Annotated in this window: 23 protein-coding genes; 17 read left to right on the top strand and 6 right to left on the bottom strand. The window is 73.2% G+C overall.

The annotated features are described in order from the left end of the window. Window positions 1–651 precede the first annotated feature (651 nt). From H7A73_RS16690 to H7A73_RS16680, 3 genes are read left to right on the top strand one after another with little or no spacing between them, the layout of a single operon-like run. Window positions 652–1,878, top strand: coding sequence for an LLM class flavin-dependent oxidoreductase (locus H7A73_RS16690; protein ID WP_182066985.1), 1,227 nt, complete (start codon window positions 652–654; stop codon window positions 1,876–1,878). Further along, window positions 1,875–3,305 carry an LLM class flavin-dependent oxidoreductase gene (locus H7A73_RS16685; protein ID WP_182066984.1) on the top strand — a complete coding sequence of 477 codons (1,431 nt, stop codon included), beginning with the start codon at window positions 1,875–1,877 and terminating at the stop codon, window positions 3,303–3,305. Before H7A73_RS16690 ends, H7A73_RS16685 begins: the two co-directional genes overlap by 4 nt. Beyond that, window positions 3,302–4,438 (top strand): LLM class flavin-dependent oxidoreductase, encoded by a 1,137-nt coding sequence (locus tag H7A73_RS16680; protein WP_182066983.1) that lies wholly within the window; start codon window positions 3,302–3,304, stop codon window positions 4,436–4,438. The genes H7A73_RS16685 and H7A73_RS16680 overlap by 4 nt, the downstream gene beginning before the upstream one ends. Before the next feature lie 82 nt (window positions 4,439–4,520). Here H7A73_RS16680 and H7A73_RS16675 read toward each other — a convergent pair whose 3' ends face one another. The 4 genes from H7A73_RS16675 to H7A73_RS16660 form a co-directional block, all read right to left on the bottom strand. Continuing rightward, the gene (locus H7A73_RS16675) at window positions 4,521–4,925 is read right to left on the bottom strand and encodes a VOC family protein (RefSeq protein ID WP_182066982.1); all 405 of its coding nucleotides are present in this window, start codon (window positions 4,923–4,925) and stop codon (window positions 4,521–4,523) included. 117 nt (window positions 4,926–5,042) lie between these two features. Then, window positions 5,043–6,059, bottom strand: a complete 1,017-nt coding sequence (locus H7A73_RS16670) for a transporter substrate-binding domain-containing protein (RefSeq protein WP_182066981.1) — start codon at window positions 6,057–6,059, stop codon at window positions 5,043–5,045. 54 nt (window positions 6,060–6,113) lie between these two features. Next, a complete protein-coding gene (locus H7A73_RS16665; protein ID WP_182066980.1) occupies window positions 6,114–6,887 on the bottom strand; it encodes an amino acid ABC transporter ATP-binding protein in 774 nt (257 codons plus the stop codon). After that, window positions 6,887–8,002 (bottom strand): amino acid ABC transporter permease, encoded by a 1,116-nt coding sequence (locus H7A73_RS16660; protein ID WP_182066979.1) that lies wholly within the window; start codon window positions 8,000–8,002, stop codon window positions 6,887–6,889. Before H7A73_RS16660 ends, H7A73_RS16665 begins: the two co-directional genes overlap by 1 nt. Before the next feature lie 154 nt (window positions 8,003–8,156). Here H7A73_RS16660 and H7A73_RS16655 point away from each other — a divergent pair, with 154 nt between their 5' ends. The 4 genes from H7A73_RS16655 (at window position 8,157) to H7A73_RS16640 (ending at window position 12,533) form a co-directional block, all read left to right on the top strand. After that, window positions 8,157–8,408: a DUF4287 domain-containing protein gene (locus H7A73_RS16655; RefSeq protein WP_182066978.1), complete on the top strand. Its 252-nt coding sequence runs from the start codon at window positions 8,157–8,159 to the stop codon at window positions 8,406–8,408. A gap of 129 nt (window positions 8,409–8,537) precedes the next feature. Continuing rightward, window positions 8,538–9,518: a hypothetical protein gene (locus H7A73_RS16650; protein ID WP_182066977.1), complete on the top strand. Its 981-nt coding sequence runs from the start codon at window positions 8,538–8,540 to the stop codon at window positions 9,516–9,518. 82 nt (window positions 9,519–9,600) lie between these two features. Continuing rightward, window positions 9,601–10,986, top strand: a complete 1,386-nt coding sequence (locus tag H7A73_RS16645; protein ID WP_182066976.1) for an alpha/beta fold hydrolase — start codon at window positions 9,601–9,603, stop codon at window positions 10,984–10,986. Continuing rightward, entirely contained in the window at window positions 10,983–12,533 is a 1,551-nt protein-coding gene (locus tag H7A73_RS16640; protein WP_182066975.1) for a GMC family oxidoreductase, read from the top strand. The genes H7A73_RS16645 and H7A73_RS16640 overlap by 4 nt, the downstream gene beginning before the upstream one ends. Window positions 12,534–12,582: 49 nt before the next feature. On the opposite strand, the gene H7A73_RS16635 is transcribed toward H7A73_RS16640, so the two are convergent. Continuing rightward, window positions 12,583–13,149, bottom strand: coding sequence for a GIY-YIG nuclease family protein (locus H7A73_RS16635; protein ID WP_182066974.1), 567 nt, complete (start codon window positions 13,147–13,149; stop codon window positions 12,583–12,585). A 527-nt stretch (window positions 13,150–13,676) separates the two neighbouring features. Continuing rightward, window positions 13,677–14,522 (bottom strand): siderophore-interacting protein, encoded by an 846-nt coding sequence (locus H7A73_RS16630; RefSeq protein ID WP_182066973.1) that lies wholly within the window; start codon window positions 14,520–14,522, stop codon window positions 13,677–13,679. 84 nt (window positions 14,523–14,606) lie between these two features. Here H7A73_RS16630 and H7A73_RS16625 point away from each other — a divergent pair, with 84 nt between their 5' ends. From H7A73_RS16625 to H7A73_RS16580, 10 genes are all read left to right on the top strand, one after another. Continuing rightward, window positions 14,607–15,290 carry a heme oxygenase (biliverdin-producing) gene (locus tag H7A73_RS16625; RefSeq protein WP_182066972.1) on the top strand — a complete coding sequence of 228 codons (684 nt, stop codon included), beginning with the start codon at window positions 14,607–14,609 and terminating at the stop codon, window positions 15,288–15,290. Window positions 15,291–15,569: 279 nt separating this feature from the next. After that, window positions 15,570–18,227, top strand: coding sequence for a phosphoenolpyruvate carboxylase (locus H7A73_RS16620; protein WP_182066971.1), 2,658 nt, complete (start codon window positions 15,570–15,572; stop codon window positions 18,225–18,227). Between the two features lie 423 nt (window positions 18,228–18,650). After that, entirely contained in the window at window positions 18,651–19,859 is a 1,209-nt protein-coding gene (locus H7A73_RS16615; RefSeq protein WP_259362966.1) for a multidrug effflux MFS transporter, read from the top strand. Window positions 19,860–19,918: 59 nt separating this feature from the next. Continuing rightward, on the top strand, window positions 19,919–20,254 hold the full coding sequence (locus H7A73_RS16610; protein WP_017886068.1) for an STAS domain-containing protein: 336 nt from the start codon (window positions 19,919–19,921) through the stop codon (window positions 20,252–20,254). After that, window positions 20,254–20,667 (top strand): ATP-binding protein, encoded by a 414-nt coding sequence (locus tag H7A73_RS16605; RefSeq protein ID WP_247737825.1) that lies wholly within the window; start codon window positions 20,254–20,256, stop codon window positions 20,665–20,667. The genes H7A73_RS16610 and H7A73_RS16605 overlap by 1 nt, the downstream gene beginning before the upstream one ends. Window positions 20,668–20,791: 124 nt before the next feature. Beyond that, a complete protein-coding gene (locus tag H7A73_RS16600) occupies window positions 20,792–21,775 on the top strand; it encodes a helix-turn-helix transcriptional regulator (RefSeq protein ID WP_182066969.1) in 984 nt (327 codons plus the stop codon). Window positions 21,776–21,836: 61 nt separating this feature from the next. Next, window positions 21,837–22,448 (top strand): RBBP9/YdeN family alpha/beta hydrolase, encoded by a 612-nt coding sequence (locus H7A73_RS16595; protein ID WP_182066968.1) that lies wholly within the window; start codon window positions 21,837–21,839, stop codon window positions 22,446–22,448. Between the two features lie 107 nt (window positions 22,449–22,555). Beyond that, window positions 22,556–23,641 carry a hypothetical protein gene (locus tag H7A73_RS16590; RefSeq protein ID WP_182066967.1) on the top strand — a complete coding sequence of 362 codons (1,086 nt, stop codon included), beginning with the start codon at window positions 22,556–22,558 and terminating at the stop codon, window positions 23,639–23,641. A gap of 49 nt (window positions 23,642–23,690) precedes the next feature. Continuing rightward, window positions 23,691–24,536, top strand: a complete 846-nt coding sequence (locus tag H7A73_RS16585; RefSeq protein WP_182066966.1) for a Nif3-like dinuclear metal center hexameric protein — start codon at window positions 23,691–23,693, stop codon at window positions 24,534–24,536. A gap of 2 nt (window positions 24,537–24,538) precedes the next feature. Continuing rightward, window positions 24,539–25,273 carry a zinc ribbon domain-containing protein gene (locus H7A73_RS16580; RefSeq protein WP_027465445.1) on the top strand — a complete coding sequence of 245 codons (735 nt, stop codon included), beginning with the start codon at window positions 24,539–24,541 and terminating at the stop codon, window positions 25,271–25,273. Window positions 25,274–25,311: the final 38 nt, after the last annotated feature.

Raw genomic sequence — 25,311 nt, 5'->3', positions numbered from 1 at the left:
CAAGCAGAAGACGGCATACGAGATCGAGTAATGTGACTGGAGTTCAGACGTGTGCGCTCCCGATCTGCAGTGCCGACGGACGGCCGCGACGATGCGCTCCTGGGCGTCGACGGCCCGCTCCCAGCCGCGGACCGACTGCTCGGGTGCGGTGAAGAACGCGTCGACGACGGCCTCGAACTCGGACGGCGGCAGGTAGCCGGTCGCGCTCCGGTCGATCTCGCCCAGCAGGGGGTCGCGCTCGACCGACAGCCCGACGGCGCTGGCGAGCAGGTCGGCGGTCTCGACGGCCTTGCGCTCGGTGCTCGAGACGATCCGCCGGGAGCCCGCTGTCCACGCGAGCCGGTGGGCAGCGGCGGCCCGGACGCGGCCCTCGGGTGACAGCCCCCACGACTCGATCGGGACCGCGGGGTCGACGACCACTTCGGCGTGGGTCAGGAACGACGAGACCATCCGGCGATCCTCGCACGGTGCGAGGCGCGCCCCGCCCCGGCCCCGGCTGGTGCGAGGTTGCGCACTCCGTGCCGCCCTGTTGCGCCGCACCGAGTAGACAACCTCGCACCGAGCGACGCGACGCGCGTCACACGGCGACACCGTCGGTCACGTTCCGCAACACCGCTTCGCCGCCCGGCCCGACCGTCCTAGCGTCGCCCCATGACCGTGCCCGACCGCATCACCCTCGTCACCGCGCTCCAGGGCGCCGGCTGGCACCCCGCCGCCTGGCGCGCCGCCGGCCCGGCAGCGCAGCGCCTCACGAGCCTCCGGCACTGGCGGGACGTCGTCGTCGAGCAGGACCGGCTCGGCACCGACGCCGTCACCCTCGAGGACTCCTTCACCGCCGGCCCCACCGACCCCGACGACGACCTCGACACGACCACCGTCGTCGGCCGTCTCGACGCCCTCCTCGTCGCGAACGCGGTCGCGCCCGCGACGCGAGCGATCGGTCTGGTGCCGACCGTCTCGGTGACGCACACCGAACCGTTCCACGTCGCCACGGGCCTCCAGACCCTCGACCACGTCTCGTCGGGGCGGGCCGGGTGGCGGATCCAGGTGAGTCCGACGACCCGCGAGGCCGCGCTGTTCGGCCGCCGTCCCGGCGGCGACGACGCAGCCACGCTGTTCGACGAGGCCCGCGAGGCCGCCGAGGTCGTCTCCCGCCTGTGGGACAGCTGGGACGACGACGCGATCATCCGCGATGTCACGACCGGCCGCTTCATCGACCGCGACCGCATCCACGAAGCGGCGTTCTCCGGTTCGTTCGTCTCGGTGCACGGCGCGTCGATCGTGCCGCGGTCGCCGCAGGGGCGGCCGCCGGTCTTCGCGCTGGCGCACCGCGCCGACGCGGCCGCGTTCGCCGTGGACGCCGCGGACGTCGTGCTGGTCACGCCCGGCTTCGACGGCCTGGAGGATCGGGGCGCGCTGGCACTCGTCCGTGGCGCCGAGCAGGCGGCCGGCTCCGACCGCCGTCGTCCGGTCCTCGCGGACCTCGCGGTGCTCATCGGGTCGTCGCCGGCAGCCGCCGCCGACGAGCTCGCGGCGCTCGACGCGGCCGCGGGCGCTCCGTACGCCGTCGGCTCCGGGTCGGACACGTCCGTCCTCGCGACGACGGTGCCGGACCTGGTGACACGGATCGGGGACCTGCGGGCCCTCGGGTACGCCGGCGTCCGGCTCCGTCCGCTGCGCATCCCGGTCGACAGCACCGCCATCGCGCGCCAGCTCGTCCCGGCGCTCGTCACCGCGGGGCTCCGCGCCGACGTGGCGTCCCGTCCCACCGCCGACCTGCGCACGCGGCTCGGCATCGCGCCGGCGGTCAGCCGGTACGCGCCTCCTGCCGTCACCGGTGCCGGTGTCGGTTCCGTCTCCTCGGAGGTCTCAGCATGAGCGCCAAGCGTCAGGTCCACCTCGCCGCCCACTTCCCGGGCGTCAACAACACCACCATCTGGAGCGACGACCGCGCCGAGAGCCAGATCGCGTTCTCCTCGTTCGAGCACTTCGCCCGGAACGCCGAACGCGGGTTCTTCGACTTCCTGTTCCTCGCCGAGGGGCTGCGGTTGCGCGAGCAGAAGGGACGCATCCACGAGCTCGACGTCGTCGGGCGTCCGAACACGCTCGCGATCCTGGCGGCGCTGGCCGGCGTCACCGACCACATCGGGCTCGTCGGCACCCTGCAGACGACCTTCAACGAGCCCGTCGAGCTCGCGAAGCAGCTCGCCACGCTCGACCACCTGACCGACGGCCGCGCCGGCTGGAACGTCGTGACGAGCTCGGACGCGTTCCACGGCGCGAACTTCCGCCGTGGCGGGTTCCTCGACCACGCCGACCGGTACACGCGGGCCGCCGAGTTCGTGGAGCTGTCCCGCGAGCTCTGGGACTCGTGGGAGTCGGACGCGATCGTGGCGAACCGGTCGGGCGCCGCCGGGTCGGATGCCGCCGGGTCGGGTGCCGCTTGGTCGGGTGCCGCCGGGCCGCTGGCCGCCGGCGTCTTCGCCGACCGCTCCCGCATCCACGACGTCGACCACCACGGCCCGCAGTTCGACGTGTCCGGAACGTTCCCGGTTCCGCGCAGTCCCCAGCGGCACCCGGTGGTCGTGCAGGCCGGTGACTCCGACGAGGGCCGGGACCTCGCCGCCGGGCACGCCGAGGTGATCTTCTCCCTGCACACCGAGTTCGACGACGCACGGAGCTTCTACGGCGACGTCACCGAGCGCCTGGAGCGGGTCGGACGGTCGAAGGACGAGCTGCTGATCCTGCCCGGCGCGACCTTCGTGCTCGGCGACACGGCGGACGAGGCCGAGGAACGTTCCCGGGCGATCCGCCACGCCCAGGTCAGCCCGGCGACCGCGATCGCGTTCCTCGAACAGGTGTGGAACCGTGACCTGTCGTCGTACGACGTCGACGGGCCGTTGCCCTCGGTCGAGCCGGACCTCGAGGGCGCCGACATCACCCGTGGCCGCGTCCGCCACACCCGCGACGTGCCCGCACTGGTGCAGTCGTGGCGCGACCTCGCCGCGGCCGAACACCTGTCGATCCGTGACCTGGTCATCCGGGTCTCGACCCGCGGCGGCTTCGTCGGCACGCCTGCACACATCGCCGCCGAGATCGACCGGTACGTGCAGGAGCGCGCCACCGACGGGTTCGTCGTCGTGCCGCACACCAACCCGTACGGGCTCGACGAGTTCGTCGACCGGGTCGTCCCGCTGCTGCAGGAGCGCGGGGTCCACCGGCAGTCGTACGACGAGGGCGCGACGCTCCGGCAGACGCTGGGCCTGCCGGGCCGGGTCTTGGACCGGCAGCGAGTCCTCGCATGAGCCGCGTCCCGCTCTCCGTCCTCGACCTCGTGCCGGTGAGCAGCGGGTCGACCCCCGCTGCAGCCCTGGCGAACACGGTCGACCTGGCTGTCGCCGCGGAACGTGCCGGGTACGCCCGCTACTGGCTCGCCGAGCACCACCTCAACCCCGGTGTCGCCGGCAGCGCACCGACGATCGTCATCGGGGCCGTCGCCGCCGCCACCTCGACCATCCGGGTCGGCAGCGCCGCGACCCTGGTCGGCAACACCCGCGGGCTGCAGGTCGCCGAGACCTTCGGCACGCTCGCCGCGCTGTACGGTGCCCGGATCGACCTCGGGCTCGGCCGGTCCGGCGCCCCGGCTCCCGGCACCCCGAAGCCGCCGTCGCTCGCCCCGCGGACCGACCAGGTCGTCGACGGTCTGCTCGTCCCCGCGCCGTTCGAGTTCCGCATCGCGCCGGGCAGCCGGTTCGCCCTGCAGGGGGAGCTGCTCGGGCGGGTGCCGGGCGACGTCGACCGGTTCGCGGGGGAACTCGACCTGATCCGCGGGCTGCTCGCCGGTACGTGGTCGCGGGACGGTGCGGTGATCGAGGCCCCGCCGGCCGGGGGTGCCGCCGTCGAGCTGTGGATCCACGGCTCCACCGGCGGCGAGAGTGCCCGGATCGCCGGCGCGCTCGGCCTGCCCTACGGCGCGAACTACCACACGTCGCCCGGCACGGTCCTGCCGTCGGTGCAGGCCTACCGCGACGCGTTCCGCCCGGGCGTGCTCGACGCGCCGCACGTCATCGTGTCGGCCGACGTGCTCGTGGCGCCGACCGCGGCCGAGGCGGACGAGCTCGGGACCGGGTACGCCCAGTGGGTGCACTCGATCCGCTCCGGCGTCGGGGCGATCGAGTACCCCACCCCGGACGAGGCTCGAGCGGCGCGGCTGCCGGACGATGCCGCCGCGTCGGTGGCCGATCGGCTCGCGACCCGGTTCGTCGGCGACCCGGCACACGTCGCGGAACGGCTCGAGACGCTCCGACGGGTCACGGGAGCGGACGAGTTGCTCGTCACGACGATCGCGCACGACCACGACGCCCGGGTGCGCTCCTACGAGCTGCTCGCCGCGGAGTGGGCGGCGCGCGCCGACCTGCGGGAGCCGGCGGCGGTCTGACGCGACGCGGTCCGGACGGGAGGCGCGGTGTCAGCTGGCACCGCGCCTCCCGTCATGTGGTCTGCGCGCTGCAGGCGCCGGCTCAGGCCGACGTGCTGGTGTCCGGGTGCATCCAGAACGGCGAGTAGTGGTAGCCGTCCGGGTCGTCGAACTGGCGCTGGTACATGAACGGGTACTCGTCGGTGTCGCCGATCCGGCCGCCCGCTGCACGGGCGCGTTCGATGAGTTCGTCCACGGCCTCACGGCTGGGGAGGTCGAACGACACCGTCACCTTCGACGGGGTGTTCGGTCCACCGATGAGGTCCTCGGTCCCGCCGACGCTCGCGTACGCGGCGCGAGAGCTGAGCATGAGGTACTGTTCCGGCGCGATCGCGACGCAGGAGTTGTCCGGGCCGGACATCGCCGCGTTCCGGGTCCACCCCAGTGCGGCGTAGAAGGTGGCCGCGCGCTCGACGTCCTCGACGGGGCAGCTGATGAAGAGGCTCATGCCGCCGATGGTGCTCCGTGCGGCTCGTCAGGTCAACACCCTCGTGCCCGACCCGCGCACGTCTGCGCCCCCGCCGCCGTCGGGCAGCAGGGGCGCAGACAGGGTGGGCGCGCGGCCTCAGCTGTTGTCGAGCGGCAGACCCTCGGGGTTCACCTCGGACGTCTTCACGGCCTCGTTCGACAGGTTGTAGGCCGCGAGCCACTTCGCGTAGATGCCGTCCTCGATGAGCTCGTTGATCGCCGCCGCGACCGGCTTCGCGATGCCGCTGTCCCGCTTCGTCGTCGCGGCGATGAGCCCCTGCAACGAGGAGCCGGCGCCGGAGTACGTGCCCGCGGTCTTCGTCGGCTTCGCGGTGCTCTTGCTCTGCGTGTTCTGGTAGGCGATCGTCGGGTTCGGACCGAAGTAGGCGTCGATCTTGCCCGAGTCGAGTGCGAGCCTGACCGCGTTGCCGTCCGGGTAGTACTTGATCGTGAAGTCCTTGCCCTTGGACCGGAGCTCCTTCTGCCACTCGAGCAGGATGTTCTCCTGGTTCGTGCCGGAGCTCACGGACAGGGTCTTCCCCGCGAGCACGGACGGGTCGCCGTCGAAGCGCAGCGAGCTCGACGCCGGCACCTGGAACGCCAGGTTGTCCTGCCGGTACGAGGCGAAGTCGTACTTCTCCTTGCGCTCCTCGGTCACCGTGACGTTCGAGAAGCCGGCGTCGTACTTGCCGCTGTCGATGCCGACGAACAGGTTGTCCCACGTGGCGTTCTGCACGTCCGCGCGGAGTCCGAGCTTCGCGGCGACGAGCCGTCCGAGGTCGGGCTCCGAGCCGGTGATCGTCTTCTGGTCGTCACCGGTGAAGGCGAGCGGCGGGAACCCGGCGGGCAGGGCGCCCACGCCGATCGTCAATCTGCCGGACTTCCGGACCGCGGCGGGGAGCGCGTCGTGCAGCTTCGTGTCCTCGGTGACCTCGAGGGTCGTCTCCTCGGCCGCCCCGTTCGAGGCGGCGCCGATGGTGACGGATCCGTCGGGTGCGCCGCTCGTGTCGGCGGAAGCGCCCGCGGAGCACCCGGCGAGGGCGACGACGACGCCGGCTGCGAGGACGAGGAAACCGGCGCGGTTGCGCCAGCGGGACGGGGTGGTCCTGGACATGGTTCTCCTTGGGGTGCGTGCGGGGATCAGGGGTCAGGGATCAGGGATCAGGGGTCAGCGGACGCGGGACAGGAAGTCGCGCGTGCGGGTGTGCAGCGGGTGGTCCAGCACCTGGGCCGGCGGCCCCTGCTCGACGACCCGCCCGTGGTCGAGGAACACGACGTGGTCGGCGACCTCGCGGGCGAAGGCGATCTCGTGGGTGACGATCACGAGCGTCGTGCCGGACTCGGCGAGGGAGCGGATGACCCCGAGCACCTCGCCGACGAGTTCCGGGTCGAGCGCCGAGGTCGGCTCGTCGAGCAGGACCACCGACGGCTCGAGCGCCAGGGCCCGGGCGATCGCGACGCGCTGCTGCTGCCCGCCGGACAGTTGCCGGGGGCGGGCGGAGCCGCGGTCGCCGAGTCCGACCCGATCGAGCAGGGTCCGTGCCCGCGCTCGGGCCGTGGCGACGGGGACCCTGGCGGCGATCGGCCCCTCGGCGACGTTCTCGAGCGCGGTGAGGTGCGGGAACAGGTTGAAGTGCTGGAACACGAACCCGATCCGGGCACGCTGCCGCAGGATGTGCCGCTCGGGCAGCTCCTTCCAGCGGGGGACCCCGTCGCGGCCGGTGCGCAGGCGGACGCCGATGGGCTCGTCGCCGACGGTGACGACCCCGCGGTCGAGCGGTTCGAGGTGGTTGATCGCCCTGAGCAGCGTGGACTTGCCGGAACCGGAAGGGCCGAGGACGACGGTCACGCTGCCGGACGGCAGGGACAGGTCGATGCCGTCGATGACGACGCTGTCCCCGAACGCCTTGACGGCCCCGTGGATCGCGATGGCGGCGCCCATCAGATGCTCCTGTCGTCGATGGTGGAAGCAGGCCCGGACGCGACCGCGCGCTCGGCGGCGGCTGCTTGCGTGCGGCGACCCGCGCCTCCAGGCCGCCCCGGACCACGTCCGGTGCCGCCGCCCCGCAGCACCTTCCGCACCCGCTGCCACGGTGTCGGCGGCAGCGCACGGACCGACCCGCGGGCCGTCCATCGCTCCACGTGGTACTGCACGATCGAGACCGCGCTGGTGAGCACGAGGTACCAGATGGTGGCGACGACGAGCAGCGGGATGATGTCGCCCGGGTACGTGCTCGACAGGTTCTGCACCACGCCGAACAGGTCGAGCAACGACACGTAGAACAGCAGCGACGAGGCCTTCAGCAGTCCGACGACCTGGTTCACGAACGCCGGCACGATCGACCGCAGGGCCTGCGGCATGATCACCCGCACGAACTGCCGGCGACGGGGGAGCCCGAGTGCCTGCGCGGCCTCGTGCTGGCCGTGGTCGACGGCGAGCACCCCGGCGCGGACGATCTCCGACGCGTAGGCGATCTCACTGAGGCTCAAGCCGATGACCCCGATCGCCAGGTCCCCGAGCAGGTTCGCGGTCGGCACCTCGAACTGCGGCCCGAAGGGGATCCCGATGCCGATGGTCGGGTACAGCGACCCGAGGTTGTACAGGAAGACGAGCACCAGGATGAGCGGCACCGACCGGAACAACCACACGTACCCCCACGCGAGCCCGGACAGCACCGGGTTCCGCGACAGCCGTGCGATCGCGACGACCACGCCGCCGGCGAAGCTGATCACAGCGCTCAGCGCGGTGGCGGTGAGCGTCAGCTGCAGGCCGGTCAGGACCGCCGGGCTGAACAGCCACTTGCCGACGGCCGGCCAGCCCCACTGCTCGTTCGTGAACAGCGTCTCGCCGAAGTTCAACAGCACGACGAGCACGAGGGCAGCGGCGATCCACCGCAGCGGGTGCCGCAACGGCACGACGGAACGGTCGAGTGCGGCGTGTCCGGCCGCATCGATGGTCGCGGTGCCCGGCCTGGAGGCGCGGCTCGCCCCGGCCGTTCGGCCCGCGTCGTCGACGCTGGTCGCCTCCCACTGCGGGGCCCTGGTGGTGTCGGTCATGTCGCGACCGTAGGAGGGCCGGGCGCCGCCGACAACGCCTCGCGCAACACCCCGCCACGCGACGCAACACCCGGCCATGCGGCGCAACGCGGCGTCACAGAACGGTGTCTTCGGTGACGTTCCGTGACGGCCGACGGAGCGCTACCGTTGCGCCATGACAGCGCATCGTGTGACCGCCCCGGCACCCCCGGCGGACGGGACCAAGGTGAAGGGTCCGGCGTCGTACTTCCCGAGCATCGAGACGACGTACGGGCGCCCGGTGCAGGAGTGGCTCGACCTGGTCGCCGACCGGCTCGAGGACCACCAGCACATGGAGGTCGTCGGGTGGCTCAAGGCCGAGCACGGCCTCGGGCACGGGCACGCGAACGCCCTGGTCGCCTACGTGAAGCAGGCGCTCGCCTCCTGAGCGGTCGCGGCGGTCGCCTGTGGTGCGGCGGGCGTCGGTCGCGGCGCTCGCCTGTGGTTCGGCGGGCGTCGGTCGCGCTGCTGGCCGCGTGGTGCGGCGGGTGTCGGTGGTCGTTCCTAGCGTGGGGGCGTGGCTGAACCCGTCGATGCGTGGTGGCGCCGCCGACAGTGGTCGCGCGGCGAAGCGGTGCCGTACGCCGTCGGACAGTTCCGCGCCGACTGGGCGTCGTACCCGGTGCTCATCCGGCAGTACCACCCCGACTGGAACCACGGCGTCGTCCTGACCCAGGTCCCCCCGGCGGCCGAGGTCCTGCTCACCTGGGAGTGCGACGTCGGGCACGTCTTCGTGGCGACCCCGTCCGAACAGCGGTCCCGCCCGGGCCGTGAGCGCCGCCGCTCCGTCTGGTGCCCCGAGTGCGCGGTGCAGGCCCAGCCGCAGCGGTGGCCGGTGCTGCCGTCGGACTGGCCGCAGGCCGTGCCTGTGCCGCAGCGGGTCGTCCGGAGTGCGGGACGACAGACCCTGCCGGCGGCTCCGGTGCGCGGGGTCCCGGCGGGAGCCGTCGCGTCGAGCCGTTCCCGGTCCCGTCGGCCCGTCGCCGGGTCGGCCGGTGGGGCGCCACGGCGGAGCGCTCAGTCCGTTCCCCGCACGATCTGTCCGAAGACCCCTCGGCTGCCGTCGGGTGAGTCGTTCACGAGCGTCTGCGCCCCGGCGACGGCCTCGGCGGTCGAAGCCGAACTCCGGGGCATGCTGTCCGAGCGGTTCGCGTTCACGTCCGACCACTCCGCGATCCGACTCGACCGCCCGTTCTTCGACCACGTCGAGGCCTGGCCGGACATCATCCTGCCCGAACTCCGCGTCGCCATCGAGTACGACTCCACGGGTCGGCACGGGCTCGAGCACGTCGGTCCACGGCAGGAGACCGACCGGAGGAAGGACCGAGCCGTCCGTGCCGTGGGGTGGGAGGTCGTCCGCATCCGCACCGGTCGGCTGCCGGCACTCGGCCCGCACGACCTGCAGGTCTCGGGTGTCTCGGGCCGGACCGTCGACCGGCTGGCGGACACCCTGCGCGAGCTCCGGGGCGCGTTGTTCGTCGACGCGTACGCCCGGTGACGCCGTCGATCGGGGGACACGCACGACCCGCCGGGGTACGGCCCGGCTGGGAGCGATCGCGCGCGACGGGTAGGTATACATGGTGACCACCGTCTTCTGTCTCCACGCCCTCGGCGCGAGTTCCGAGGAGTTCGCGCTGCTCCGCGCCGAACTCCTCGGCGACCTCGACCTCATCGGCATCGACCTGCCCGGCTTCGGCCGGAGCCCGGCGTCGTCCGGCACCACCGTCGAGGAGATGGCCGTCCTGGTGGAGCGCGCGATCGGCGCGAGCGGCTCGACGGAGTGGATGCTCCTCGGGCACTCGATGGGCGGCAAGGTCGCCACGGCGGTGGCCGACCGCACGATCACCGGCGCGAACGGCCTGTTCGGGCTGCGAGCCGTGGTGCTCCTCGCCGCGTCCCCGCTCGCTCCCGAGCCGATGGACGACGACCGCCGCCGGACGATGCTGTCGTGGGCTGCCGGTGGCCCGATCGGCGTCCAGGACGCCGAGGAGTTCGTCGGCGCCAACACCGCGGGACCCCTGGCGCCCGCGCGCCACATCGCGGCGGTGCAGGACGTCGAGCGGACCGACCCCGCCGCCTGGACGGACTGGCTGTCCCGCGGCAGCCGCGAGGACTGGTCGGACGCCGCGCCGAACCCGGTGCCGGCCCTGGTGCTCGCCGGTGCCGAGGACGGCGACCTCGATGCCGACGCCCAGCGCCGCCTGACGCTGCCGCACTGGCCGAACAGCGAGCTCCACGTCGTCGACGGGGCCGCCCACCTGCTGCCCTGGGAACAGCCGGAGGCCGTGGCCGAGCGCATCCGCGACTTCTGGCAGCGCCGGGTCACGGGGTCGCCGACCGTCCCCGTGGAGCACGCCCGCGTGATCGCCTCGCCGCGGGTCAGTGCCCGCACCCGAGGCCTGCTCGCCCAGCGGTCCCTGCCCGACGACCCGGCCGCCGCACCCCACGCCTTCACGCCGACGCAGCTGGACACCCTCCGAGCGGTCGCGCGGATCGTCGTCCCGCAGCCCGGCCCCGACCAGGTCGACCTGGCGCTTCGGGTCGACGCGCAGCTGGCCGCCGGGCTCGGCGACGGCTGGCGGCCGGACGGCCTGCCGGTGGACGCCGAGGCCTACCGCGCCGCGCTCGACGTCCTCGCCGCACCCGCCCGCGACGGCGTGCTCGACCAGGCCCTCGAGTCCGTGGCGGCCGGGCGGTACCGCGCCGACGGCGAACTCGACGCCGAGCAGCTGCGCGCGTGGTTCGAGGACGCCAGCGTCGACCTCGTGAAGCACTGGCTCGCACACCCCGCCACCATGGCCGCCATCGACTTCGACGGCTACGCGAACGGAGGGGACGGCGTCCGCAAGCAGGGCTTCCAGCTCCTCGCCGCCGACGAGCGCGAGGCCTGGGAGCCCGAGGCCCCCGACGGCCCCCGTCCCACCACCACGATCGACCCCGCACCGACGACCGGAGCAGCACGATGAGACTCGACGGACAACGCACGTACGGCACGGACGACGTCGTCGACGTGGTGGTGGTCGGCACCGGGGCCGGGGGAGCACCGCTCCTCGCATCGCTGGCGCGCCGTGGCCTGACGGTCGTCGCGCTCGAAGCCGGCCGCAACACCGAGCCGGGCGACCACGTGCCGGACGAGGTCGCCGCCCCCGGTGACATCAACTGGATGGACGAGCGCCTGAGCGGCGGTGGAGCCCCCACGGCCTTCGGCCCGAACAACAGCGGCACGGGCGTCGGCGGGTCGACGCTGCACTGGGGCGCGTTCACCCCGCGGCCGAGCGAGCACGACCTGCGACTGCGGACCGAGAGCGGCGCGGGGCAGGACTGGCCGATCAGCCACGCCGAACTCACCGGCTGGATCGAGCAGGTCGAGCACGACGTCGGCGTCGCCGGCCCCGAGCACTACCCGTGGGACCCCTCCCGCCGCTACCGGATGCGCCCGCCGGCCCGGAACGCCTCGTCGGACATGATGATGCGCGGCACCGCGGCCGTCGGGATCACCGCGACGGACGCCCCCGTCGGCCTGACCACCGAGGACCGGCACCAGGAGCACCACGGGCTGCGCCAGGCATGCGTGTCCTGCGGGTCCTGCCACCAGGGCTGCCGGAACGGCGCGAAGGTGTCGATGGACACGACCTACCTGCCCGCCGCGGTGGCGTTCGGTGCCGAGATCCGTCCGGAGTCCTTCGTGCACGGCATCGAGCTCGACGCGGCGGGACGGGTCGAGGCGGTCCTGTACACCGCCGACGGGCGCGAGCACCGCCAGCGCTGCCGGAGCCTCGTCCTCGCCGCGGGTGGTGTCGAGACGCCGCGGCTGCTCCTGCACACCGGTGTCGCGAACGGCAGCGGACAGGTCGGCCGGAACTTCACCGCGCACGGAGCCACCCAGGTGTGGGCGCGGTTCGACGAGTCGATGCGCTCGTACCGCGGGTACCCGTCGTCGATCATCACCGAGGACTTCGCCCGACCGGCGGACGCCGACTTCGCGGGCGGCTACCTCATCCAGAGCCTGGGCGTGCAGCCGCAGACCTTCGCGACGTCGCTGGTCCGGGGCGGCGGACTCCGCGGTGCCGAGCTGGTCCGGGCACTGCAGGACTACCCGTTCTCGGCCGGCGTCGGCATCAACGCCGAGTGCCTGCCGTACGACGACAACCGCCTCGAGCTGACCGACGAACTCGACGAGCACGGTGTCCCGCGTGCTCGGGTCTCGTTCACCCCGGGTTCGAACGAGGAGGCGATCCGCCGCCACGCGGTGCGCACGATGACGACCATCGTCGAGGCTGCCGGCGGCCAGGACGTCCGGGTGCTCGAACGCACGGCGCACACCATCGGCACCGCACGGATGGGCACGGACCGCGAGACCTCCGTCGTCGACCAGGACGGCCGCTCGTGGGAGGTCCCGAACCTGTGGATCGCCGACAACTCGGTGTTCCCGAGCGCGGTCATCGCGAACCCGGCGCTGACGATCATGGCGCTCTCGCTCCGCACCGCCGACCGCATCCTGCAGGCCGCCTGAGCAGGCACTCCGACCAGCTGGGCACGGGATCCGACCGCCCGGTCGCGGCTCAGCCCCGCAGCGCGAGCGCCTCGCTCGTCCACCGGGCGTGCAGGTCCCACGGATCGTCGACTCCGGCAGCGACGGTGTCCACGTGGGCCAGGAGTTCCGGCGTCGCCCGGAACCACTCGGTACCCGGGTAGCGGCTGGCGGCGAAGGTGGCGTGCCGTCGGCGTTCGAGGGTCCGGTCACCGCGCTCGAACGCCAGCAGGTCCTGGTGCGGGATCGCCGCGAGCCGCTGCCGGGGGTTCATCGTCGTACCGATCTTGATGCGGTCACCGAAGTCGTCGCGCATCCGCAGGTAGTAGACGACGTCGACTCGAGGGGGAGCGAGGTCGCCGTCCGGCACCTCCCCCCAGCGCCACTCGCACCGGGCGCACACCACGCCCGAGGGGTACCGCACCCCGATCCGAGACCCGCACGCCGGGCACGGACCGGGCAGCGCGTCCTCGATGCCGGGGTGTTCGGCCGCGAGCTCGGCGACGAACGCGACGTGCGCACCGCACAGGGGGACGCCCGCGAGACCGTCCGCGAGCACGCCTGCGCAACCCGGCACGCAGCACGAGGAGGTGACCATGCCCCGAACGCTAGCCCGACCCACCGACGTGCCCCGGGCCTCCCGGCCGCTGCGCGCGCGGGGCGTACCGGGTGTACCGGGCACACCTGGTCGAATCGGGCGTACCTGGTCGAATCGGGTGTACCCGGTCTGTTCTTCCGACCAGGTACGCCCGTTCCGACCAGCCATCGCGCGTGTTCTGGGAAGGACCGGGCGTCCCTGCGGGAACCGGGCGCGCTGAATGTCCGCCGAACCGGGCGTACCGACCGAGACCGGGTGTACCGAGCAAGACCGGGCGTGCCTGGTCTGTTCTTCCGACCAGGGACGCCCGTTCCGACCAGCCATCGCGCGTGTTCTGGGAAGGACCGGGCGTCCCTGCGGGAACCGGGCGCGCTGAATGTCCGCCGAACCGGGCGTACCGACCGAGATCGGGTGTACCGAGCAAGACCGGGCGTGCCTGGTCTGTTCTTCCGACCAGGGACGCCCGTTCTCACCAGCCATCGGGCGCGTTCTGGGAAGGACCGGGCAGGCAGGCAGGCCGGCCGCCGTCAGTCGGTGAAGATCACCCCGACGGGCTCGCGCTTCTCCTCCTGGAACTCGTCCTCGCCGCGACCGAGCGCCCAGTACGCCGACAACGACATCTCGCGCTTCTCCAGCCCCCAGTCGTCCTGCAGCAGCCGACGGATCGCCTTCATCGCGGTCCGCTCGCCGTGCGCGAAGACCTGGACCGGCCGGGAGGCACGCGGCAGCCCGCGGGCCGTCTCCAGCAGGAGCGTGCCCGGCTGGGCGCCGGTGGCGTCCCGGTGCAGCCACCGCAGGTCGACCCCGGCCGGGTGCCGGAGGTCCTGCTCGTCGGCGGGCCCGGCCACCTCGACCAGGGCGACCCCGGTGGCGGAGTCGGGCATCGACTCGAGTGCTGCGCCGATCGCGGGCAGGGCGCTGTCGTCACCGAGCAGCACGTGCGTGACCGCCGGGTCGGTGGTCGGCGTGTAGCCGCCACCGGGCCCGGACAGGGCCAGCCGGTCGCCCGGCTGTGCGGACGCTGCCCAGGGACCGGCGAGGCCGTCGTCGCCGTGCACGACGAAGTCGATCGCGATGGTCCGTGTGGTGTGGTCGACCGCGCGCACCGTGTACGTGCGGCGGGCGGGGCGGTCGTGCTTCGGCAGGGTCTCGCGCAGGGCCTCGAGGTCGTACGGCGGCACGAGTCCGAGCGACGGCTTCGCGAGCAGGAGCTTGACGTACTTGTCGGTCGCGCCGAGCCGGTCGGGGTCGGCTTGGGCGACGAAGTCCTCGAAGGCCGAGCCGCCCAGGTGCACGCGCACCATGTGGGGTGAGAGCCGTTCGGTGCGGTCGACGACGAAGACGTGCTGGGGGCGTTTGGGTTTCGAGCTCATCGTGGGGGAGCTTCCTCTCGCGGGTTCGGCGCCACCTGGGTGATCCCTGCTTGACGCGCGCATCACTAAGGTTAGCCTTACCTCATGGACTCGACCGTCATCCCGTTCTCCGAGCTGCTGCGGCGTCGCACGCGGCGCTCGCACGGTGCCTCGGCCACGAGCGGCTTCATGCAGGACCTGCTCGGCGGCGACTGCGACGTCGCCGACTACGCGGACCTGCTCGGACAGTACGCCTTCGTGTACGACGCGCTCGAGCGGGCGGCGGAACGCATGGCCGACCACCCCGTGGCGGCGCCGTTCGTCACCGCGCAGCTCACCCGGATGCCGGCGATCCGTGCCGACCTCGAGTACCTGATCGGCCCGGACTGGTCCGAGCTGGTGTGCCCGCTGCCCGCGACGACCGCGTACGTGCGACGCCTCAACGAGGTCGCGGCGGAGTGGCCCGGCGGCTTCGTGGCGCATCATTACACGCGGTACCTCGGCGACGTGTCCGGCGGGCACGTGATCGGCCAGGTACTGGCCGATCGGTTCGGGTTCGACACGAACGGCGTCCTCTTCTACATCTTCGACCAGGTCGCCGACCCGAGCGACTTCGAGCACACCTACCGGGCCCAGCTCGACGCCGCGCCCTGGACGGCCGGGGAGCAGGAGCGGGTGATCGCCGAGGTCGAGCTCGCCTACGAGCTGAACCGGGGGCTGCTCGCCGGCCTCGATGCCCGCCGTGCGCCGTTCCGTCAGGAACCGGGCAGCGCCTCCGTGCCCGCCTGACCCCGCGCCAGGCAGTACCCGGAGCGGGGCCGCGCGTGGGACCGCGCGGACCCGGCCCTGCGCGGACCCCGCCCCGCGTCCGTCCGGACCCCGCCCCGCGTCCGTCCGGACCCCGCCCCGCGTCCGTCCGGACCCCGCCCCGCGTCCGTCCGGACCCCGCCCCGCGTCCGTCCGGACCCCGCCCCGCGTCCGTCCGGACGGTCGACGTCACGTGCCTCCCGGTGCCGATACGCTGCTGGGACCCGGGACCAGCCTCCCGGACGACCCGGAAAGGACTCCATGACGGCGATCGACGGATCTGCACGCCACGAGCGCGCGCGGGACGACGTCAGCGGTGCGGTCGACAGCGACCTGCGCGCCGACGTCCGGTACCTCGGCAACCTCCTCGGCCGGGTGCTGCGGGAGAACGGGGGCGACGAACTGCTCCACGACGTGGAGTCGTTGCGCGCCGCCGTGATCGACGCCTACGAGGGCGACCACGCCGAGGGCGCAGCGCGTGCCCAGGCGATCGTCTCGGGCATGTCGGCCGAACGCGCCGAGGCCGTGGCGCAGGCGTTCACCACCTACTTCCACCTCACCAACCTGGCCGAGGAGCACCACCGTGTGCGGGTCCTCCGCCAGCGTGGTGACGACGGCGGCGTGGCCGGCGACTCGTTCCCCGCCACCTACGCCGAGCTCGTCGCCGAGGTCGGCGAGGCCGAGGCCGCCGAGCGCCTCCGCACCCTGCGGTTCCACCCGGTGCTGACGGCCCACCCGACCGAGGCCCGCCGCCGCGCGGTCACCACGGGTGTGCGCCGCATCACGGACCTCATCGACGAGCGCGACCGCGCCCGGAACGCGACGGCCCGCGCCGAGAACGAGCGCCGCCTGCTCGAGGAGATCACGACCCTCCTGCGCACCTCGCCGCTCCGGACCACCCGGCCGACCCCGCTCGACGAGGTCCGCACCGCGATGAGCGTGTTCGACCAGACCCTGTTCGAGATCGTCCCGCAGGTCTACCGCCTGCTCGACGACCGGCTGCAGGGCGACGACGCCGGTCGTGCATCCGTGATCGCGCCCGCGTTCGTGCGGTTCGGCACCTGGATCGGCGGCGACCGCGACGGCAACCCGCACGTCACGGCCGACGTCACCCGTCAGGCCGCCGAGATCGCGGCGGAGCACATCCTGCTCGGCCTCGCCCGCGCGACCACCCGCATCGGCAGCGCCCTGACCCTCGACGCCAGTGACACCCCCGCGGACGCCGGACTCACCGCCCTCGTGGCCGCGCAGGAGTCCCTCGACCCGGGAATCGCCGAGCGCATCGGCGTCCGCGCACCGAACGAGACCCACCGTCGTGCGCTCCTGTTCGTGGCCGCGCGCATCGACGCCACCCGGACCGGCACCACGCCGCTCGCCTACGACGGCCCCGAGGCGCTGCTGGCCGACCTCCGCACCATCCAGACGTCGCTCATCGCTTCCGGTGCCGTCCGCCCGGCGAACGGCGAACTGCAGAACCTCGTCTGGCAGGTCGAGACCTTCGGCTTCCACCTGGCCGAACTCGAGGTCCGCCAGCACTCCCAGGTGCACCGCACGGCCCTCGCCGAGATCCGCGCCGGTGGCGAACTGAGCGAGACCACCGAAGAGGTCCTCGCCGTCTTCCGCACGATCGCCGGGCTGCAGTCCCGCTACGGCGTCCGCGCGGCGAACCGGTACATCGTGTCCTTCACGCAGTCGCCGGCGGACCTGGCGAACGTGCACGAACTCGCGGTCGCCGCACTCGGGTCCGCCGAGGCCGCGCCGGTGCTCGACGTCATCCCCCTGTTCGAGACCTTCGCCGACCTGCACGCCAGTGTCGACATCCTCGACGAGGCCGTGCGCACCGAGGCGTTCCAGCGACGCCTCGCCGCAACCGGCCGTCGGCTCGAGGTCATGCTCGGGTACTCGGACTCGTCGAAGGACGTCGGCCCGGTGTCCGCGAACCTGGCGCTGTACGACGCGCAGGCCCGCATCGCCGACTGGGCCCGCGACAACGACATCGAACTGACCCTGTTCCACGGCCGGGGCGGTTCGCTCGGCCGGGGTGGCGGACCCGCCAACGAGGCCGTCCTCGCGCAGCCGCCGGGGTCGATCGACGGCCGACTCAAGCTCACCGAGCAGGGCGAGGTCATCTTCGCCCAGTACGGCGACCAGGACATCGCCGCACGGCACCTCGAGCAGATGGCCTCGGCGACGCTGTTCGCGTCGTCGCCGTCGAACGAGGCGCGCACCGCCGCCGCGGCCGCCCGGTTCGCCGACCTCGCACAGCAGCTCGACGACGTCTCACGCGTCGCCTTCTACGACCTGGTCAAGGCCGACGGCTTCGCGCCCTGGTTCGCCCGGGTCACCCCGATGGAGGAGATCGGCCTGCTGCCCCTCGGCTCCCGCCCGGCCCGACGTGGCCTGTCGGTGGAGTCGCTCGAGGACCTCCGTGCCATCCCGTGGGTGTTCTCGTGGACGCAGGCGCGCATCAACCTCGCCGGTTGGTACGGGCTCGGCTCTGCGCTCGAGGCCGTCGGCGACGTCGACGTGCTCCGCGCCGCCTACGCCGAGTGGCCGCTCTTCGCCGCGATGATCAAGAACGTCGAGATGTCGCTCGCGAAGACCGACGAGCACATCGCCCGCCGGTACCTCGAGCTCGCCGACCGTGACGACCTCGCCGCGAAGGTGCTCGACGAGATGGCCCGCACCCGCGACTGGGTGCTCCGCGTCTCCGGCGGCAGCGACGTGCTCGAGGACCGACCCGTCCTCGCCCGCGCCGTGCGCCTGCGCAGCCCGTACGTCGACGCCCTGTCGCACCTGCAGCTCCGGGCGCTGCGCGCCATCCGCACCTCCGGCAGCACGGATCCGACGGACGCCGACCACCGGCTCCTGCTGCTCACCGTCAACGGGATCGCCGCCGGCCTGCAGAACACGGGCTGACGCCCCCACCCGACGGACGGGAGGCCCGGTGCCAGCTGGCACCGGGCCTCCCGTCCGTCCGCGCGCACGTCTCGTGCTGACCGCCCAGCGGTCACGATGCGTCGGCTGCGCCTCGCGCCGTCGGTCGGCCTGAGCGGTCGGGACACGTCGGGCGGCCCCGGCCGAGTGGTCACGAAGCGTCGGCTGCGCCGTCGCCGGGCGACGGAACGCGACCACTCGGTGAACGTGAGCGGGTTGTCGTGACCGCTCGCGGCGCCGGACAGGAGGCCCGTGGCGGGCCCGCACCGGGCCTCCCGTCCGTCCGCGCGCACGTCGCCAGCCGCGCTTCGGCAGCAGGAACGGTCGCGTCCGGCACCGCGAACCGACCGTTCCTGCTCACGAAGTGCTCGTCGAATCGATTCGGGGACGCGTAGCGTGTCCGAGGTGACGACGGAGCGCAGGACGGGACCGACGACGACCGTGCTGCCCCCGATCGTGCCGCTGGCGCTCATCGTCGGGGTCTCGCCGTTCGCGACCGACATGTACATCCCCGCGCTCCCGGCCATCGCGCGCGACCTCGGCACCACGCCCGGCGCGGTGCAGCTCTCGCTCACGGCGTTCCTCGTGGCCTTCGCGGTCGGCCAGCTGCTCGTCGGGCCGGTGAGTGACGGGATCGGTCGTCGGCCGATGCTCGTCGTCGGGACCGCCCTGTTCGCCCTCGCGTCGGTCGGCTGCGCGCTCGCCCCCGACGTCGTGACGCTGGTGGTGGCCCGCGTCGCCCAGGGACTCGCCGGAGCCGCGGGTGCCGTGGCCGGCCGGGCGATGGTGTCCGACGTGACGAGCGGCACCCGGATGGCGAAGGTGTTCGGCACGCTCGCGGCCATCAACGCGATCGGACCCGTGGTGGCACCGCTGGCCGGGGGAGCGGTGCTGACGGTCGGCACGTGGCGGCTCATGTTCGTCGTGCTGGCCGCGCTCGGTGCGGTGTTCTTCGTGGCCGTGGTGCTGCGGTTCCGCGAGACCCTGCCGCGGGAGCGACGCGGCGGCGTCGGGTTCGCGGCCAACGGGCAGCGGATCCGCGAGCTCCTGGCGATCCCGCGGTTCCGGGCCTACGTGCTGAGCGGCGTGCTGTCGACGGTGGGGTTCTTCGCCTACATCGCGACGAGCTCGTTCGTGTTCCAGTCGGAGTACGGCTTCTCCGAAGGGATGTACACCCTGGTCTTCGCCACGAACGCGTCGATGATGATCGTCACGACGGTGCTGTTCGGTCGGCTCGTCGGACGGTTCACCGAGGACGCTCTGCTGTCCCTCGGCCTGGCCGTCGGGACGGTCGGAGCCACGGCCGTGCTCGTGTCGGCGGTCCTGGGGCTCGGTCCGGTGCCGGTGTGGTGCGCGCTCGCGGTCGTGACGGCCGCGTGGGGCTTCGTGCTGCCGGCGGCGATGACCCGCACGCAGCACGTCGGCTCGGCGCACCCGGGCACCGCGGCCGCGCTGCAGGGCGGGCTCACCTTCGGCATCGGCGGTCTCGGCACCCCGCTCGCCGGCGCCCTCGGTGGCACTGCACTGGCGATGGGCGGGGTGATGGCAGTGCTGATGGCCGCAGCCGTTGTGGTGCAGGTGACGGCGACGCGGCGAAACCGGTCACACAACTGAGGGTCGGAGCCGGTAGGTTGCTGGTTGCAAGGCGCACCGATCTGAGGAGACCCACCGAGATGGACATCGTCGTACACGAGGCGGAGACCGACACCGCCGTCCTGGAGTGCAGCGGCCGGCTCAACATGGTCTCCGCGCCCACGTTCCGCGAGACCGTCGCCCAGATCGTCGGCAACGGGCGATCGCGGCTCGTGGTCGAGCTCTCCGGGGTGGAGTTCATGGACTCCTCCGGCCTCGGCGCCCTGGTCGGCAGCCTGAAGACCGCGCGGCAGGCCGGCGGCGACCTCCGGATCGCGGCACCGTCGGAACAGGTGCAGATGGTGCTCAAGCTCTCCAACATCGACAAGATCCTGCGGACGTACCCCGACGGGGACGCCGCGGTGACCGACTGGTGATGACCGCCCCCGTCGCCGAGCACATGCTCGCACTGGCGTGCCCCCCGGACGACGTGTCCGCGGTGCACGACTTCCTCGCGGGCGTGTGGCAGGACGAGCCGTCCGTCTCCGCCGAGGACCGCATGGCCCTCGAGCTTGCCCTCGTCGAACTCACCTCGAACGTCATCGAGCACGGCGCGCGTGCGGACGGCGTCTCCTGCGAGCTCCGGCTCGAGATCGGCGACGAGCGCTTCCAGGCGCTCCTGTCGGACGACGGCGTCGCCGCGACGGTGGACCCCGATGCCGCCGTGCTGCCCGACGACTTCGCCGAGGGCGGTCGCGGACTCGCACTCGTCCGCATGGTCGTCGACGACCTCCGGTACGAGCGCGTGGCGGACCGGAACCGGTGGACCGTGCTGCGGGACCGGCACTGAGCACGACCGGTCCGGCAAGGCGCTGCGGTGCCCGTGATCCGTCCGGCGCACTCGACGAGCCGGAATCCGCAATGCGGCTCGGTCGATTGCTGCGCATCACGGACACCGTGTGACGATCTGCGCGATGAGTGCTGAGCCCGATCCCCGGATGCGGTTCGAGACGTCCGGGACCACGCTCGACGCGGCCGTGCGGCTCTACGAAGAAGCCTACGAGAGCACCGGGTTCTCGGCGTCCCGCACCGATCGTCCGTTCGGGTACCGGTTCCAGGTCGTGGGCGACGACACGATGACGTTCCGATCCACTCGGTTCGACGGACGGATGCAGGGCGAGGTCGAGGTCCCCGACGAGTACGTCGTGATGTGGACCTCGGACGGCGGCGGACGCGTGGACGTCGGTCGGCAGGAGGTCGACCTCGCGCCCGGCACGCCCCGGGTGTTCCCGACGCGTCGCCCCTTCGTGTTCGATCTCCAGGAGGTCCGACAGAGCCTGGTCCAGTTCGACCGCACGTACCTGGAGCGCGTCGCCGCCGAGGTGCACGGCACCCGGACCGGGCCCCTCGTGTTCGACCACACCGCAGCACCCCGACCGGAGGACCTGCGCGCCTGGAACGCGCAGGTGCAGCGTGCGGCAGCGATCGTGCTCGGTCCGGCACCGCTCACCGAGCTGGCCCTCGCCGAGACGGTGCGCGAGACCGCCCTGGCGTTCCTCGACACGTTCCCGCACGAGACGATCGCCCCCGACGTCGCACTGCCGCAGGGAGCCACGGGGCGCGTCCGCGAGGCCGTGGAGTTCATGCACGCGTTCGCCCACACGCCGATCACGACCACGGACGTCGCGGCGCACGTCGGCCTGAGCGTCCGGGGGCTCCAGCAGGCGTTCCAGCGGCAGGTCGGCACGGCGCCGAACGCGTTGCTGCGTGGGATCCGACTGGACCGCGTGCACGAGGAGCTCCGGCGCGCGTCGGCGGGCGACCTGACGGTGGCGAGCGTGGCGCTGCGCTGGGGCTTCGCGCACCTCGGTCGGTTCTCGGCGGCGTACGCATCCCGCTTCGGGCAGTACCCGCGCGACACACTGCAGCAGCCGCGAGGCGCGGTCCCGCAGCCCTGACCGGGCGGGAGGTCGGCGTCACACCCGGGATCGGTGCGACGCGGTTCGCTACGCTGCCCCGGTGAGCAGACCGCGACCGTGGGTGATCGTCCCGGGCATCTGGAACTCGGGCCCGGACCACTGGCAGTCCGTCTGGGAGCGGGAGCAGCAGGACGAGCACGACGAGCGCGATCAGCGCGACCACCGGCAGCACGCCGCCGTCCGCATCGCCCCCACCTCGTGGAGCGACCCGGATCCCGACGACTGGCGCGCCGCGATCTCGACGGCCGTGGCCTCGTGCGCGGAGCCCCCGGTCCTCGTCGCCCACAGCCTCGGCGTCCTGGCCGTCGCCGACTGGCTCGCCATCACGACGCATGCTCCCGCGCTCGTCGCCGGTGCCTTCCTCGTCGCCCCGCCCGACCCGCTCGGTGACTCGTTCCCGGACGAGGCACTGGGCTTCGTGACACCGCGCCAGGCGCCCCCGGCCCAGCGGGTCCCGACGCGCCTGGTCGTGAGCGACGACGACCCGTACTGCAGCGCGGACCGGGCCCTCCTGTTCGCCGAAGCGATGGGCGCAGAGGTCGTCCGTGTCGGTGCCCTCGGGCACGTGAACGTCGCCAGTGGTGTCGGTGCCTGGCCCGCGGGACGGGAACTGCTGCGGGTGTTCGAGGACGGCCTCCGCCCACATCGGTGATCACGGGGCGCGACACGCCGCTCCACGCCGCTCCGATATGGCAGGCGGTGCAGCGACACTCCGGCGATGTCCCGCGTTCCTGCCCGCGCGATATTTATGCTTCGGACATGGAGACCCAGTCCGGCGCACGCACCCCGCTCGTGGACCCGTTCGGCCGCGAGCTCGAGGAGTGGCTCCGCGACGCACCAGCGACCCGTGCCCCGTACGTGCCGGACCTCGTCGTCCCGCCCGTCACCGGTCCGGTGCAGCGTCCCGGCCATGCCGCGATCACCGCCGACGACGCGCCCGCGACTGCCGCCGTCTCCGCCGACGTGACCGCCGCCGCGACGACCGCTCCCGCGCACGTCGCCAGCCCGGCACCGGCCGACGAGACGACCCGGTCGGCACCCGTCGCGGCTCCGGCGTTCCGCCGCGACCGCGCCCGCCACGCCGCCGTCTGCGCCCCGTCGTTCCCGGAGCCGCCGGAGCGTCTGGCCCTGCGCATCGAGGACCTCGCCGTCGAGGTGTCGTCGTCCACGGGCCGCAGCACCATCGAGCGCATCGTCCTGCTCGAGGCCGAGGTCCGCCGCCGTGACGAGGACCTGGCGCGGCTCGCCGCGTGGGAGGCCACCGTCGCCGACTCCGACGACCCCGAGGTGACCGCCGCCCGCGCCTTCGCCCACACCGTCTTCGCCGACCTGCTCACCGACGCCGCCGCCGAGGCGGACCGACGTGACCGCGCCGCAGCCCGCCGCGCAGCGACCGCGCCCGTGGCGCCCGTCACCCGGCCGGCGCCCGTGCCGAGCCGCGCAGCACGGCACGTCCCCGCAGCGGCGCAGGCACCCGCACCGGAAGCCGCGGCGGTGGTGGAACTCGTCACCCCGGAACGCGACGAACCGGTCCGACCGGTGCTGGGCCTCCCGGCCGTGTCCCCGGTGTCGGCGGCCACGCGACCGACCCCGCTCGTCCTGCCCGCCACCGGGCCGACGGTCATCGACCGTGCGGCCTTCGCCGCCGCGCTCACCGCGCACCAGGGCGTCACCGCCAGCACGCCGGTCGTCCTGCCGGACGCCGTCGCCGCACCGGTCGTCCCCGCCCCCGTCGCGGACGCGGCAGAAGCCGACACCGACACCGACACGGCGGCGGAGCCGGCCCCGGCCGGCTGGTGGTCGCGACTCGTCGACCGGCTGCTCGGCCTGCTCGGTCGTCGCTGACGGTTCGCGGGTGCCCCGTGCGGGGCGGTCGCCTCGGTACACTGACGGGATGCCGACGCTCCGCGAACTCCAGGCCGTGATCGAGGACCTGTGGCCCGCCGCCGGTGCCGAGTCGTGGGACTCCGTCGGGCTCGTCGCGGGCGACCCGGACGCCACCGTCGAGCACGTGCACCTCGCCGTCGACGCGGTCCCGGCCACCGCCCGTGAAGCCGTCGAACTCGGCGCCGGGCTCCTGCTCACGCACCATCCGCTGCTGCTCCGCGGGGTGACGACGATCGCGGAATCGACCTACAAGGGCAGCGTCCTCGCGACCCTCGTGCGTGGCAGCAGCGCCCTGCTCGCGGCGCACACCAACGCCGACGTCGTGACGACCGGCACCTCGGCCGTCCTCGCCGATCGCCTCGGGCTCACCGAGCAGCGACCGCTCGACGCCGCAGCCGACCCCGACACGGGTATCGGCCGGGTCGGGGTGCTGCCCGAGGGGACGACCCTCGGCGCCCTCGCCCGGAAGCTCGTCGACCTGTTGCCGCCCACCGCGACCGGCGTCCGCGTCTCCGGTGACTTCGACCAGCACGTCCGCACCGTGGCGCTCTGCGCGGGTGCGGGCGACTCGCTGCTCGGCCATCCCGCCGTGCTCGACGCCGACGTGTACATCACGAGCGACCTGCGGCACCACCCGGCCTCGGAGTTCCGCGAGCAGGCGCTGCTCGGCGGCGGGCCGGCGCTCATCGACACCTCGCACTGGGCCACCGAGTGGCTCTGGCTCGACGTCGCCGCAGCGCAGCTGCGCACCCGGGCCGGGGTCCGCGTCAGCGTGAGCGACCTCCGCACCGACCCGTGGGACTTCGCCGTCCTGCCGGCCGCCGAACCCACCACCCCCACAGAAGGAGCCTGACCATGAAGGCAGCACCCGAGGACCAGGTCATCCTCCTCGACGTCCAGCGTCTCGACAACGACGTCACCCGCATCGCGCACCGCATCACGTCGTTGCAGAAGGGCGACCAGCTGACCGAGCTGAGCAAGCAGGCCGCGGCGCTCCGGAGCGAACTCGTCGCCGCCACCGGCGAGGTCGAGGACGCCGAGCGCGACCTCGCACGCCTGGAGTCCGACACCGCTGTGGCGCAGGCGCGCGTCGAACGCGACACCACGATGCTGCAGAACGTCGCCAACGCGAAGGACGCGGCCGGACTGCAGAGTGAGCTCGACTCGCTGCAGCGGCGCATCGGCGGCCTCGAGACCGCCGAACTCGAGATCATGGAGAACCTCGACGGACTCCGCGCCCGGGTCGGTGACATCGAGGCGAAGCTCGCCGACGTCGAGGCCGCTCGCGGTGGTCTGGTCGCCGAGCGCGACGCCGAGATCGCCCGACTCACCGCCGACCGCGAGTCCGCCGAACAGGCGCGCGCCGACGTCGCCGCCAAGGTGCCGGCCGAGCTGCTCGCCCTGTACGACCGGCAGCGTGCGCGGTACGGCTTCGGTGCCTCGCTGCTGCAGGGCGGCGTGTCGACGGCGTCCGGTGTGGCGCTCAACAACTCCGACCTGCAGACCATCCGGCGGGCTGCGCCCGACGACGTGGTGCTGTGCCCCGACAGCGACGCGATCCTGGTGCGGACGGCCGAGTCCGGGCTGTAGACGCGAGCGACGTCCGGACAGGAGGCGCGGTGCCCGAC

This window comes from Curtobacterium sp. ME12 (genome assembly GCF_903970855.1).
In the GTDB taxonomy this organism is placed as follows: Bacteria; Actinomycetota; Actinomycetes; order Actinomycetales; family Microbacteriaceae; genus Curtobacterium; species Curtobacterium poinsettiae_A.
Note: the sequence above shows the minus strand (reverse complement) of the source record. Positions and strands in the feature narration are given on the sequence as shown.

Bases quoted from the DNA above. Each gene is read 5' to 3' on its own strand.
- H7A73_RS16665 (WP_182066980.1), bottom strand. From the start codon at position 6,887: ATGGGCGCCGCCATCGCGATCCACGGGGCCGTCAAGGCGTTCGGGGAC.
- H7A73_RS16640 (WP_182066975.1), top strand. From the start codon at position 10,983: ATGAGACTCGACGGACAACGCACGTACGGCACGGACGACGTCGTCGAC.
- H7A73_RS16670 (WP_182066981.1), bottom strand. From the start codon at position 6,059: ATGTCCAGGACCACCCCGTCCCGCTGGCGCAACCGCGCCGGTTTCCTC.
- H7A73_RS16590 (WP_182066967.1), top strand. From the start codon at position 22,556: ATGGAGACCCAGTCCGGCGCACGCACCCCGCTCGTGGACCCGTTCGGC.
- H7A73_RS16600 (WP_182066969.1), top strand. From the start codon at position 20,792: ATGAGTGCTGAGCCCGATCCCCGGATGCGGTTCGAGACGTCCGGGACC.
- H7A73_RS16585 (WP_182066966.1), top strand. From the start codon at position 23,691: ATGCCGACGCTCCGCGAACTCCAGGCCGTGATCGAGGACCTGTGGCCC.
- H7A73_RS16630 (WP_182066973.1), bottom strand. From the start codon at position 14,522: ATGAGCTCGAAACCCAAACGCCCCCAGCACGTCTTCGTCGTCGACCGC.
- H7A73_RS16620 (WP_182066971.1), top strand. From the start codon at position 15,570: ATGACGGCGATCGACGGATCTGCACGCCACGAGCGCGCGCGGGACGAC.
- H7A73_RS16660 (WP_182066979.1), bottom strand. From the start codon at position 8,002: ATGACCGACACCACCAGGGCCCCGCAGTGGGAGGCGACCAGCGTCGAC.
- H7A73_RS16675 (WP_182066982.1), bottom strand. From the start codon at position 4,925: ATGAGCCTCTTCATCAGCTGCCCCGTCGAGGACGTCGAGCGCGCGGCC.
- H7A73_RS16680 (WP_182066983.1), top strand. From the start codon at position 3,302: ATGAGCCGCGTCCCGCTCTCCGTCCTCGACCTCGTGCCGGTGAGCAGC.
- H7A73_RS16605 (WP_247737825.1), top strand. From the start codon at position 20,254: ATGACCGCCCCCGTCGCCGAGCACATGCTCGCACTGGCGTGCCCCCCG.
- H7A73_RS16655 (WP_182066978.1), top strand. From the start codon at position 8,157: ATGACAGCGCATCGTGTGACCGCCCCGGCACCCCCGGCGGACGGGACC.
- H7A73_RS16685 (WP_182066984.1), top strand. From the start codon at position 1,875: ATGAGCGCCAAGCGTCAGGTCCACCTCGCCGCCCACTTCCCGGGCGTC.
- H7A73_RS16690 (WP_182066985.1), top strand. From the start codon at position 652: ATGACCGTGCCCGACCGCATCACCCTCGTCACCGCGCTCCAGGGCGCC.
- H7A73_RS16580 (WP_027465445.1), top strand. From the start codon at position 24,539: ATGAAGGCAGCACCCGAGGACCAGGTCATCCTCCTCGACGTCCAGCGT.
- H7A73_RS16625 (WP_182066972.1), top strand. From the start codon at position 14,607: ATGGACTCGACCGTCATCCCGTTCTCCGAGCTGCTGCGGCGTCGCACG.
- H7A73_RS16610 (WP_017886068.1), top strand. From the start codon at position 19,919: ATGGACATCGTCGTACACGAGGCGGAGACCGACACCGCCGTCCTGGAG.
- H7A73_RS16635 (WP_182066974.1), bottom strand. From the start codon at position 13,149: ATGGTCACCTCCTCGTGCTGCGTGCCGGGTTGCGCAGGCGTGCTCGCG.